Annotated in this window: 10 protein-coding genes; 7 read left to right on the forward strand and 3 right to left on the reverse strand. The window is 54.3% G+C overall.

What is annotated here, in order from left to right:
• Together FOM92_RS04170 and FOM92_RS04175 are read left to right on the forward strand one after the other, a co-directional pair.
• A complete protein-coding gene (locus FOM92_RS04170) occupies nt 1–1644 on the forward strand; it encodes a ribonuclease J (RefSeq protein WP_143775506.1) in 1644 nt (547 codons plus the stop codon).
• The gene (locus FOM92_RS04175; protein WP_143775507.1) at nt 1641–1919 is read left to right on the forward strand and encodes a DUF1467 family protein; all 279 of its coding nucleotides are present in this window, start codon (nt 1641–1643) and stop codon (nt 1917–1919) included. The genes FOM92_RS04170 and FOM92_RS04175 overlap by 4 nt, the downstream gene beginning before the upstream one ends.
• Here FOM92_RS04175 and FOM92_RS04180 read toward each other — a convergent pair.
• Entirely contained in the window at nt 1916–4228 is a 2313-nt protein-coding gene (locus FOM92_RS04180) for a coiled-coil domain-containing protein (RefSeq protein ID WP_143775508.1), read from the reverse strand. The genes FOM92_RS04175 and FOM92_RS04180 overlap by 4 nt on opposite strands.
• Nucleotides 4229–4299: 71 nt before the next feature.
• On the opposite strand from FOM92_RS04180, the gene FOM92_RS04185 reads away from it, so the two are divergent.
• The 4 genes from FOM92_RS04185 to FOM92_RS04200 all read left to right on the forward strand — a co-directional run bounded on the left by FOM92_RS04185 (nt 4300) and on the right by FOM92_RS04200 (nt 8241).
• Nucleotides 4300–4611: an Hpt domain-containing protein gene (locus FOM92_RS04185; RefSeq protein WP_143775509.1), complete on the forward strand. Its 312-nt coding sequence runs from the start codon at nt 4300–4302 to the stop codon at nt 4609–4611.
• 59 nt (nt 4612–4670) lie between these two features.
• Nucleotides 4671–5891, forward strand: a complete 1221-nt coding sequence (locus FOM92_RS04190; protein ID WP_143775510.1) for a hypothetical protein — start codon at nt 4671–4673, stop codon at nt 5889–5891.
• A gap of 62 nt (nt 5892–5953) precedes the next feature.
• The gene (locus FOM92_RS04195; RefSeq protein WP_143775511.1) at nt 5954–6913 is read left to right on the forward strand and encodes a hypothetical protein; all 960 of its coding nucleotides are present in this window, start codon (nt 5954–5956) and stop codon (nt 6911–6913) included.
• Nucleotides 6910–8241: a sensor histidine kinase gene (locus FOM92_RS04200; RefSeq protein ID WP_143775512.1), complete on the forward strand. Its 1332-nt coding sequence runs from the start codon at nt 6910–6912 to the stop codon at nt 8239–8241. The genes FOM92_RS04195 and FOM92_RS04200 overlap by 4 nt, the downstream gene beginning before the upstream one ends.
• 11 nt (nt 8242–8252) lie before the next feature.
• Here FOM92_RS04200 and FOM92_RS04205 read toward each other — a convergent pair whose 3' ends face one another.
• Nucleotides 8253–9539 (reverse strand): citrate synthase, encoded by a 1287-nt coding sequence (locus tag FOM92_RS04205; protein WP_143775513.1) that lies wholly within the window; start codon nt 9537–9539, stop codon nt 8253–8255.
• 346 nt (nt 9540–9885) lie between these two features.
• Here FOM92_RS04205 and FOM92_RS04210 point away from each other — a divergent pair, with 346 nt between their 5' ends.
• Nucleotides 9886–11958, forward strand: coding sequence for a ComEC/Rec2 family competence protein (locus tag FOM92_RS04210; RefSeq protein WP_170226785.1), 2073 nt, complete (start codon nt 9886–9888; stop codon nt 11956–11958).
• Here FOM92_RS04210 and lexA read toward each other — a convergent pair.
• Entirely contained in the window at nt 11952–12638 is a 687-nt protein-coding gene (gene lexA / locus FOM92_RS04215; RefSeq protein ID WP_143775515.1) for a transcriptional repressor LexA, read from the reverse strand. The two genes, FOM92_RS04210 and lexA, sit on opposite strands and share 7 nt — an antisense overlap.
• Nucleotides 12639–12659 lie beyond the last annotated feature (21 nt).

Below are 12659 nucleotides of genomic sequence, written 5' to 3' on the forward strand. Positions count from 1 at the left end.
ATGACTACCCCAAAGAATGAGTTACTTTTCCTCGCGCTGGGCGGGTCGAACGAGATTGGCATGAACGTCAATCTTTACGGCTGCCAGGGCAAATGGGTCATGGTGGATCTCGGACTGACATTCGCGAATGCCGAATATCCCGGGGTCGAATTGATCCTGCCGGATTTGGAATTTATCGAACAGCGCAAGGATGACCTGCTGGGTATCGTGCTGACCCATGGTCATGAGGATCATATCGGCGCGGTCGCCTATTTCGCCGCTGATCTTGGCGTGCCACTCTATGCGACACCTTTTACAGCGACCCTGATACGCGGAAAGCTGGAAGAAGAAGGCATTGCCGATAGCGTCGAGCTGAACATTATTCCGATGGAGGGGCGCTTTGATCTGGGGCCATTCGGTTTCCAGCTCGTGACGCTTGCCCACTCTATTCTTGAAATGAGCGCCTGCCTTATCTCAACCCCCTATGGCAAGATTTTCCACACCGGTGACTGGAAGCTGGATGAACGTCCCGTAATCGGCTCACCATCTACGGCCGAGCAGTTAAAGGCTATAGGCGATGAGGGCGTGCTGGCTCTGGTGTGTGATTCCACCAACGCCTTCAATCCCGATGATAGCGGTAGCGAGGGCAGCGTGAAGGCTGACCTTCTGAAATCCGTCAAGGAAGCAAAGGGCAGGGTGCTCCTGACAACTTTCGCCTCCAATGCTGCCCGTCTGCAGACAATGGGTGAAGTCGCCCGGGAAACCGGCCGCACGCTTTGTTTTGCCGGCCGCTCGCTGCACCGGATTATCGAGGCAGCGCAGGCTAATGGCTATTTGAAAGATATGCCGAAGACGGTCGATATGGAGGCCGTAGACGGCCTTCCGCGTCATGAGGTTATGGTCGTTGCAACCGGTGGCCAGGGTGAGGCGCGGGCTGCTCTCGCACGGATTGCCGAGGGTAACCATCCGGTAAAGCTGGAGGAAGGCGATACGGTCATCTTCTCGTCAAAGCAGATCCCGGGGAACGAGATTGCAATCGGCGTCATCATGAACAAGCTTGCGGAGCGCAATATCCTGACCGTCACCGAAAAGCAGGCGCATGTCCATGTATCTGGGCATCCCGGTCAGCCGGAGCTGGCCTTGCTGTATGACTGGATCAGACCTGACGTACTCGTGCCTGTTCACGGTGAACGGCGGCATATGGCGGAGCAGGCGCGATTTGCTTTAGCGCACGGCGTGAAAAACGCTCTCGTTCAGTCCAATGGGGATGTGGTGCGCTTGGCACCGGGGCAGCCGGAAATAATCGGTCAGGAACGAACAGGCCGCTTAATTCTGGATGGCGACACTATCATTTCCGCAGATGGGGCCACAATGAACGAGCGCCGCCGTTTGTCCTGGTACGGTCTGATTAGCGTTGCCTTCGCTCTCGATGAGCGTGACCATCTTCTCGGCGAGCCCCAAATCCGACTGCATGGTGTGCCCATCGAAGAAGATCTGGAAGAATTTCTGGAAGAGGCAACGCAAGCCGCCGTAAAGGCGATTCGCGAAAATAAAGGTGATTTTGAAAAACTGAGGGAGTCAGTTCGCCTCGCCGTTCGGCGCGTTGCGACCAGTTGGACAGGCAAGAAACCAATTGTAGACGTCATGATAGTGGAAACCGCATGAACTGGACATCAATTATCGCGATTTACGTGCTGTTCTGGGTCCTTTGCGCCTTTGTCATTTTGCCCATCGGCGTAAAGACACATGAAGAACTGGGGCTAGAGAAAACGCTTGGTCAAGCCGATAGCGCGCCAGGTAACTTTCGGCCCGGAATCATCATATTGCGGACGACATTGCTGTCTGCTGCATTATTCGGACTCTATTATGTCAACTACACCCAAGGGTGGATCGACCGGCACAGCTTCGATTTTCTGGTGACGCCACCAACGTCCAATTAGTTGCGCAGACGCTCAATCGCCTGCGCCAGCGCGACGTACAATTTGCCGACGTCGGAAGAGAGCAGCGTAACGCATATTGCGTTGCCGTCCCGCGTGGACAGAAGAACCCGCATCATCGCTTCGAAATCGTGGATGTAGCGGTTTACATGCTCCCGGAATTCGGGATCCTGCGCGTAATGCGTCGCGATTGCGCGGGACTCTCCTGCATCGAGCAGGCGTACAGCACGGCGGGTGAAGACGCCGCGGTCGCCTTTCAAATAGGCGGCCCAGGCTGTGTCGGTGACTTCGTTCGACAGAATCTTTGCCACATCGATCGACGTTGAATTCAAAGATTCGGTGAGCAGGACCATGCGCCGTGCAAAGCTGTCGTCGTCGATGCCGTCGAAGCTGTTCCGGCTTTCGGCGATCCGCTTTTCGAGATTGTCGGCGAGTTCGTCCAACTCCTTCAATTGGTTCTTTAACTGCGCAGTAGAATTTTCGGACAGGCTGATATTCCGTTCGATCGCATTCTGGACCTGTTCGTTCATTGCCTTTAGCTGGTTCTCGACGGCACCTTCCAAGGCCAGCCGGTTCTGGTCGGCAAGCCGGTCTGCAACATGCGTCAATTCGTCCTCAACAATTTTCCGGCTGTCCTGAACGGCGCCTTCGGTAACTTCACGAACACGCAAAAGGGACGATACAAGCGCGCCTTCGGTCACGTGCGTAATTGATTCAATCAATGCGCGGGTTTCATTCAAAGTTGCGGACAAGGCATCGGCCTGCTCATGGCGCGCGGCGAAATGTTCGTCGCTATCCGTCATGATCTTGTCGATCTTGGCGCTTTGCTCGTCAATCAACGCGCTAAGCGACGACGCAACCTTCAGCAATTCGGCGCTTTGTGCGTTCAGGTCGCGGGCATTCACGGTCGCAGCCGATAGCTGTTGTGCTGTGCCCGAAATCTGTGAGTCGATCTGGCCAATGGATGCCGGGATATTTTCGGCAATCTCGCCATTGATCCTGTTGAGAGCAGCCAAAAGTCCGTCCGCTTTCTCAAGCAATTGCTCTGTCCGGTTATGGCTTCCATCCAGTTCGGTGTTCACATCCTTCGCACTCACGCCCAGTGCGGACACAGCAAAGGCAAGCTTCGCTGTCTGGTCGGTTGCTGCCTTGTCTATCTCGGAAATTGTGGCAGCACTGGCGCTCAAATGGTTCTCTATGTCGGCAATGATCGACGCAATGCGGCTCTTTTCCTCCTGCGATTGCAAGGCGATTTCGCCCATGGCCTGTTTCAGAAGGCCAACATTTTCTTCAATTTTCGCCCGATTATCGGAAAGAAGCTGACTCAGCTCTGATGTCACATTGCCGACCTGCGAGGACATATTCTGGGCCGCTACGTCCAGCAGTTTCGCGGCTGCCGCTGCACGCTTCTCGGCGAGCAAGCTCGCCTCGTTCAACGAATCTGCGGTTTCACGCGAAATGCTGCCCAGTTGTTCCGACACCGCCTCGGCACGGCTTCCGACTTCGTCGATATAGGTGCGGGTCGAGGTGCCGACTTCGCCAATGCGCGCAAGACCGGCAATCAGCGACTTGATCTGCAGCTGCGCGTTGTTTCCGGCGCTGCCGATCTGGTTGGTCACATCCTTGGCTGCGCTTGTCACAACAGGCAGATGCTTGCGCAATTGCTCAAGATTGCTGGTCGCGGCATTGCTGACGGTCTCGAGCGTCTTTGCCTTTTCGTCGCTATCGATCAACGCGGCTGTCAGAACCTGTGCAGCTTCCATTAAATGTTGCGATGATTGCTTGCCTACCGTTTCCAGTTCGCGTGCATTCTCTGCGAGAAAGCTGCGTGCCATCGATATTTCTTCGTTGACCGTGCGCATTCTGGCTTCAAGCGCTTCGCTTTCTTTGCGCAAAGACAGAGCTACATCACGAAAACGCAAGGCTTCTGCGCGAGAGGAACGCATGGCGAGCAGCCACAATATGGCCAAAAACATCGCGGGCGTTGCCCAGATGCTGATTAATGTGATCAGATATTCGCCCTTAAGCCCGTCCTTGATGAGCGGCAGATAGGTCCAGATAAAATATCCGGTCCAGCCTAGCGTCAGCATGACGATGATGACCGGCGTTATGTAGCTTTTCCACTTGCCCGAAGTGGCAGACGAATCCTCGTCGGTATAGTCGGACTCGGCGTAGTCAAACACTTCGGTCTCGGCCGTGAACTGTTCAACACCGGCGTCCAGATCGTGATCCCGGATATGGTTGTCCATATCCTCAACCGAGCCGTTTTCTATATGCCGTGTCAGGCCAACAATTTTCGAGCGTGCAGTCATAGCACTTTGTTAACCATATTTTATCCACAGGGGAAACGCAAACTTAACACTAAATGGCGTATGCATGTGGAATGTCTATGGATTATGGCTCTTTTGACACAGCGATAAAGGCTGCTTCGGGCGAAGATTACGCCCTGATGGCCGAATTGCGCCATTCTTTCGTCGAAAGTGCACGTCGCCAGCTAAGCTTGCTGTCCCGGTCACGTTGTGACGCCAATTGGCAGTATACAAGCTGGCGATTAAAGGGACTCGCCGCAAGTTTTGGCGCGACCCGCCTTATGGAATTGGCGGATATGGCAAGTGTAGGCGCGCCAGGAGACCCTGTGGTTATTCGCGATATTGAGGCCGCAATCCTTGAAATAGAGGCGCACGAAATCAGTTAGAGACCGATTTCGGCCAATAAAAGTGTTGGAAATGAGGTAATATCGTCCATATCGGGCGCATGTTATCCGTCGAGAATGTTCAAGAACCACCTGCGGCGCTTCTCTCGGTTGTTTCGACAGCCGATGCGCCCCACTTTCCCGGCCCTGCGTCTTCGCCGCTGACGATAGCGGGACAGTCTGTTCTCGAATGGCAATTACGGGCGTTGCAAAAGTCGGGAATCACGACCTGTTTTATCGAAGTCGACAATGTTTCCGGCGCCTTGCTCAAATTGTCTGATGCGGGTGAACACTACGGGTTGAAGATCCATTTTGTGCGGACGTTGGAAGATCTTCAAAACTCTGCCGACTTAAAATCCCGTCTCGTCATTTTGGCAGAGGGGCAGTATTTCGCCGAAGATGTTGTGCATCGCCTGATAGGGGCAGGGACGCCCTGCGTCGCCACCTGTGAAATTGGAAACGAGAGTGCCGCATTTGAACGCATAGATTTAACCCGTTGCTGGGCCGGATTTACCTTGCTGGATACAGAAAAGCTGGGCTCGATTCAGGATATTCCGGAAGGCTGGAGTATTGCATCGACCTTGCTGCGGTTTGCGATCCAGATTGGCACGCCGTTCCATCCTTTGCCGCAAACCATTATTCAAAATGCTGAAATAGCAAAGATTTCGGTTCCCGCGGACGCTGCGGCGATCGGTCAGAAAAAGATGCAGGCACGGGTCGATGGCGTTAAGGGGTGGATAGAACGAAATATATTCGGCGCAATCGCGGAACGCCTCGCCCCGGTGGCTTGGTCGCATGAAGGCCATGCGAAATATGCGCAACTGCCGCCGGCGCTGGCCCTTATTCTGAGCCTCGCTTTAACAGCGATGAACCAACCCATCTTTGCGTTGTTGTTCCTTTTTCTCGGAATGATGTCCAACCAGATCCAGGCATTAATTGATGTGAAGTCGCCTGCACGCCGCAGCCGGGCGCATGTTGCGATTTTCTGGGTTATTTCAGCGATATCGGTCCTGTACATTGCTATTGACCAGTCCGATGTTGCCTCAAATACGGTGGAGTTCACCGTCATCATGCTGGCATTGGTGGCATTGGCCTCCAAAATTCCCGCGACGCGCTGGACATCGAACTTATTATGCTCGCCCGCATTGCTTGTTCTCGCGTTGTGCGCTTCTGCCTATTTTTCGGGTTATGCATTCGGCCTAAAAATTATTGTTTTTGCGCAACTTGCGCTTCTTCTGACGGAACAGTATCTTGCCAGGCGCGGGGTTGGTGCTCAGAAATAGCCTTAAAGCCGTGTAAACCTTTTTTTGTTAGGCTAATCGCTGTTCTCAGCATGGAATTTCCGTTGGATCACGGTGTCGACGATAATAATGTTTTGATGAAAGTCGGCGCCGAGCATGCGCACGATATCGATGCGCTGTGCACGGATATCGCTTCGGTCATTTTCCCGTCGGCCATCAACCCGCCAACCGAAGCCATGATAAGTGCGGTATCGGCAAAGCTTATCCAACTCGTTTCCGATCTTGAAGCGCGGCTTCTTTCGAAAAGAAACCCCCATTTCCCGCTAACTTGGGAAACATTGTCGAAATCGGGATTTCTGCGTGAACCCGACCTGATCGACTTTGCACTGGCGCGCGTGGCAGAAGACCGGCTTGGCTCTTGCATTGCTCAGGACAAGGTGAAGTCCGCTTCGGCCTATCTGGACCATCAGAACGGGACGCTGGCCGATGCGGCGCAGACATTGTTGGCTGCGGAAAGTCTGCACCGTAGCGGTGCTGGCAGCACCTATTTGGGGCTGACTTCCGAACTGCTGTACAAGCTAACATGGCAGATTGTTGCCGCCATCGAGATATGTGAAGGCGCCCGCCAGCCTGAGGTAATCGCGGCGGCGAAGTCCCTTTTATCCAGTTTCTGTGAAGCCGATCGCGCCCAGGATGCGGCACGGAAAATCGTCCACTTTTCCGATGATCCAACACAGACATTGGTCGGTAATCCCGAGATTTACGGGCTGCATTTGCATGTGGCGGCGTTATCGGCCGATCTTGAGCTTGACCACGACCATATCTTGCGGCTGATCGATGCATCTTCTTCGGCACCTTATGCCGTCATGCTGGCGGCGTGCGGAGTATCCAAGACACATGCACTCAAGAATATCTTCCTGTTTCGCGGTGATCTGATTACCCCGAGAGAAGCAGGCATTTTCGAGTCCGGATATGCAAGCATATCGCCCGATGAAGCGCTTGTCCAAATCGGTTATTGGGCATCTGCGCGGGCGCAGTTCCTTTCCGGCGGTAAACTGCCATGACCGGAACACAACTTCTCAACCCCATTTCGGGTGAAGTGGATGCCGATGGCCGTCTTGTTTCCGCCGATGATGCGCTCGCGCGGCTCCATGAACGCGCTGGCGGCCGCAAGGACGAATTGCTGGCGGTTCCGGCTATCAAAACCTTGGCGTTGCTATCGATTAAACTTCAGATGAAGCTATCACGCGCCGTTCGGGTCGCCGATGATAACGAAAATCTCGAGCTGTGGATCGAAATCGATCCAACACCCGACAAAGCAAAATTATCAATCATCAGCTGGCGCGTCCTGCCCGATGTCAGGCGTGCGGGATATGCCGATAATCCGGTTCAAATTGCGCATGATAATGTGATGAAATTTGACCCGGTCGGCCGTTTGGTCCGGGCCACCGGCGATGCCGCCCACGGATTGGTCCCGCCCGACTTTGGCCGGGATGGCAGAGCACTTCTTGCAACCTTGTTTGAGGCTGGCGAGGGCTTGGATATGCTGCTTTCGTCGTTGTCTGCGCGAAAAGCGACATCGGCATGTACTTTGAAGCGGATAAGTGATGCAGGGCTTTTCCATGTCCGCGGGCGGTCTGTTGCCAATGGCTATGAACTTTTGTTCGAACGGTTGGAAACACCCGGCCATCCGGCCGAACCACCGAAAGAAAGCCCGGCTGCAGGCGCTTTGTTCGGGAAAAATCTCGCCCCTGTTTTGCGGCAACCCTTGGGCCGTATCATTGCCAATGCGGAGACAATTGGAAGTGAGTTGCAGGGGCCGATCCGCGAAAATTACGCGCTCTATGCACGCGATATCGCCAATGCGGCCCGCCATTTGTCCGCTTTGGTCGATGATCTGGGCGATCTGGAAGCTGTGGAACGTCCTGACTTCAAGGCGGCAAGGGACAATATCGAACTGGGCGATGTTGCGAGGCGCGTAGCGGGCCTTCTTGCGTTGAAAGCGGCCGACCACCGCATAACGGTTCATACGCCTTCCGAGGACATATTGGTGCCCGCCGTGGCGGAGTTTCGCCGCACCCTCCAGATAATTCTAAACCTGGTCAACAATGCCATCCGCTACTCACCCGACGGCACGCATATTTTTATAGATATCGCGACAGTCGATTCCGAAGCCGTCATTACGGTGCGGGACCAGGGGAAGGGCATTGACCCTGCAGACCAGGAAAAGATTTTTGAAAAGTTCGAACGTCTTGGACGTTCAGGCGATGGAGGTAGCGGCCTTGGCCTTTACATTTCCCGCCGTCTTGCCCGTGCTATGGGCGGAGAGTTACACGTCGAAAACGCGGAAGACGGAGGGGCAGTTTTCACCCTCCGCCTTCCCAATAACTGAACGAGCCGCGATTAACGCTGATCGAGGCTGGGGTAGGGCCGGTGCTTCGGTCCGGTGTAAAGTTGACGCGGGCGGCCGATTTTCTGGCCGGGATCCGAAATCATTTCGTTCCATTGCGCTACCCAACCTACGGTACGGGACAGGGCAAACAATACGGTGAACATTTCGGTCGGGAAGCCGATGGCCGACAAAATGATACCTGAATAGAAGTCAACGTTGGGGAAGAGCTTCTTTTCAATGAAATAAGGATCGTTCAGCGCCATATCCTCCAACTGGAGGGCAACGTCGAAAATGGGGTCGTTGACCTTCAGTTCGCTCAGAACTTCACGGACGGTTTTCTGCATAACCGTGGCGCGTGGGTCGTAATTTTTATAAACACGGTGGCCGAAGCCCATCAGGCGGAAAGGATCGTTCTTGTCCTTTGCACGCTCGATATAGTGCGGAATTTTATCGGGTGTGCCGATTTCCCGAAGCATGTTGAGTGCCGCTTCATTGGCACCGCCATGGGCCGGACCCCACAAGCAAGCGATGCCTGCCGCGATACATGCAAAGGGATTGGCACCCGACGAACCGGCAAGGCGTACTGTCGATGTCGATGCATTTTGCTCGTGATCCGCATGCAGGATAAAAATGCGATCCATCGCCCGTTCGATTACGGGGTTAACGACATAGGGTTCGGCGGGCACGCCGAAGGTCATGCGCAGGAAGTTGCCGGTGTAGGACAGGCTGTTGTCCGGATACAGGAAAGGCTGACCGATTGAATATTTGTAGGCCATTGCTGCAATGGTCGGCATCTTTGCAATCAGCCTGTGGCTGGAAATCATGCGATGGGTCGGATCGCTGATATCGGTGGAGTCATGGTAAAATGCCGACAGGGCACCAACGACGCCGCACATGATTGCCATGGGATGCGCATCCCGGCGGAAACCGCGGTAAAAAGTGGCCAGTTGTTCGTGCAACATGGTGTGTCGCGAAATCGTCTGGCTGAATTCGGCCAATTGGGTTTTGGATGGCAATTCGCCGTTCAAAAGCAAATAGGACACTTCCATAAAGCTCGATTTTTCAGAGAGCTCTTCAATGGAATAGCCACGGTGCAACAGGATCCCTTCATCACCGTCAATGAAGGTCAGGGCCGACTCGCAACTGGCGGTGGAAGTAAAGCCCGGATCGAATGTGAAATGGTCGGATGCGCCATAAAGTTTACGGATATCCAAAACATCGGGACCTTCATTGCCCTTCATGATTGGCAAATCGTAGCTGGTATCTCCGATTGTCAGCGTTGCATTATTTTCTGCCATTTTTACACTCCATCACTTCGAACCCTATAAATGGGCGCCCCTTTTTCAGGCTATGTTCCATGTCCGACAAAAGGCGCCAAAACGCCAGATGCGTTTGCTTTAGGCTCCTCAACTGCCACTATTTCTTGGGGAGAAGTTGGCATTATCGTTTTGTCGGCAATGGTGCGAAAATACACGGTCGTCAAGGCAAAGCATTTAGATTGAACGATGATATAATTGTTATTTGTGGCAAAGATGCTACACCACTGACATGATTGGTTTTTTTGGAAGTTTGCTGCGGCGGAACGTGCGGCCAAATTTCCGGCCTAATTTCCAGCCAAACTTCCGGAAAGTCCCGATAGCCCCTGTGTTAGACCAATGGCTGGAGCGTGAACGTGAGCAGCTGCCTCTTTGGGTGCCCGTCGGGATCGGCTCAGGCATAGGTGTTTGGCAGGTAGCAGGTGACTCTGCCCTTTTTCCCATGCTCATCATTTCCGCATCCATTGCGCTTCTTGGGTTCGCAATCGGCTTTCACCAACGCATCGCAAGAGTGCTGGGCGTTGCGGCACTGAGCTTATTGTTGGGTTTTGCAGCAATATCGGTGAAGTCTGCAATCGTAGCCGCGCCGGTTTTGCAGAAAGTTTGGACTGGTTCTCTCTACGGTCGCATCGACAAGATCGAATATGTGGGAGCGCGTGATGTGGTCCGCGTCGAACTGGCTACAAAGGAAAGCCAAGGCCTGCCTCCGAAAGTGCGGCTCAATCTGACGCACGATCAGATCGGAAAGCTTTCACTAAATGTTGGAACCATCATACAGGTGCGGGCGCGGTTGATGCCGCCCAATGGTCCGATCTTGCCGGGCAGCTATGATTTCGCGCGTCGTGCATGGTTTCAGCAGATAGGCGCTACAGGACGTGCATTGGGGCCGGTGGTCGTTTATGGGGCCACAGGATCTTCTAGCCGCATGCCCGACATCCGCAATTCCCTTACGCGGCATATCATATCTGCAATGCCTCAGGGAACCGGCGAAATCGGTGCCGCACTGGTTACGGGAGATCAGGCAAATATAGACCCGCAAGATGCGCAGGCAATGCGCGACAGCGGTATGGCGCACCTGCTGTCGATCAGCGGATTGCATGTGACCGCCGTCGTCGGTTTCCTGTTCCTGTTGGCGAGCCGGGCCATAGCATTGTTTCCCGTCGTTGCACTTCGTTATCCGGTGCCCCTGTTGGCCGGAGGTTTCGCGGCGTTGGGGGCAGTTGCCTACACATTATTAGCCGGCGCAGAAGTGCCTACGGTCAGATCCTGCATTGCGGCATTGTTGGTGTTGCTGGCCTTGGCGATCGGCCGTGAAGCCCTGACGTTGCGCCTTGTTGCAGCCGGAGCAATCATTGTTCTGCTGTTCTGGCCGGAAGCGATGGCGGGACCCAGTTTTCAGCTCAGCTTCGCAGCTGTGGCGACCATTGTAATCCTGCATGAATCGCGGTGGATGAAACGCTGGACGGAGCGCAGAGACGAAACATGGATGGCACGCGCTATGCGAGGGGGCGTCGCGCTCATCGTTACGGGGCTGGCGATTGAAGTCATTCTGGCACCGATCACTTTGTACCATTTTCACCGGACCGGAATGTACAGCGCCTTTGCAAATGTTCTGGCAATTCCGCTGACGACCTTTGTCATCATGCCAGCTCAAGCCGCTGCGTTGATGCTGGACATAGTTGGTGTAGGTGGGCCTGCCTGGTGGATAGCGGGTCAGGGGATAAATACCATTCTGGCTCTCGCACACTCGGTCAGTCGGTTGCCGGGCGCCGTCACGATGATGCCAGCCATGCCTGTTTGGGCGTTTGTCATGATGATTTTCGGCGGTTTATGGTTTGGCCTGCTAAAAAGCCGAATATGCATTGCAGGACTTTTGCCAGTCGCGATCGGTTTTGGAGCGATGCTATCCGCTCCCAGGCCGGATATATTGGTAACTGCCGATGGCAAGCATGTGGCATTATCCGGGCAAGATGGCCGCGTTACATTGCTGCGGGGCCGGACGGGCGACTATATCCGGGACATGATGCTTGAAAGCATGGGTGCGCTCGTCGACCCGATCGACATCGAGCAATGGCCGGATGCCAATTGTTCGCCGGATATATGCGTTATACAGATACGCAATGGGAACAGGATTTGGAGCCTTATGGCCACGCGAACGGTCTATCCTATTCCCGAACTCGAAATGGCGGCTGCGTGCCGGAGAGCAGATATTGTGGTCAGTGACCGACGATTGCCCGCGTCCTGCCAGCCGCAATGGCTAAAGGCGGATCGTAATATGCTGTCGGAAAGCGGCGGTCTCGCATTCTATCTTGCAAACGGCGTCGTGCACAGTGTCGAGGACGAAAGCGCCAATCGTCCCTGGGCTAACGCCGCCCGCATCTATCCGCAGGAAAGTCAGTGATAACGGCGTAACAATCCCGCCAGCTTGCCCTGCACCTCGACCTCATGTGACTCAAAATATTGCGGTTCATAAAGCGAGTTTGCCGGATCAAGGCGGATACGCTGTCCTTCACGACGCAGATATTTCAATGTCGCTTCTTCACCACGCACCAGAGCAACGACGATTTCACCGTCACGCGCCGTGTTAGCCTTTTTGATCAGCGCATAATCGCCATCCAAAATACCGGCTTCGACCATGGAATCCCCGGATACCTCCAGCGCATAATGTTCGCCGCTTCCGAGCAAGGCCATTGGAACAGAGAGTGAGCTTTGCCCCTCAAGTGCCTCGATGGGAACACCGGCGGCAATCTTGCCATGCAAAGGAATTTCCAGAACATCATTCGCAGCAACGGGCAAGTTAACCTGGGCCTTGTTCGAAGCGATGGCAGGGGTCAACTTTGTGACGTTGGAAGGACGGCTCGTGCCGCCTTCGGGCATTTTAACAACCTCTAGCGCACGTGCGCGGTTGACGAGGCGGCGAATGAAACCGCGTTCTTCAAGGGCGCCGATCAGCCTGTGCACACCCGATTTGCTTTTCAGATCGAGAGCCTCCTTCATTTCTTCGAATGAAGGCGAAATACCGCTTTCTTCCAGATGTTTATGGATGAAAAGTAGCAACTCATGTTGTTTTGCGGTGAGCATAGGACGTTCCCGATAGGTTGA

Origin of the sequence: Sphingorhabdus contaminans, assembly GCF_007280415.1 — a bacterium.
GTDB lineage: Bacteria > Pseudomonadota > Alphaproteobacteria > Sphingomonadales > Sphingomonadaceae > Sphingorhabdus_B > Sphingorhabdus_B contaminans.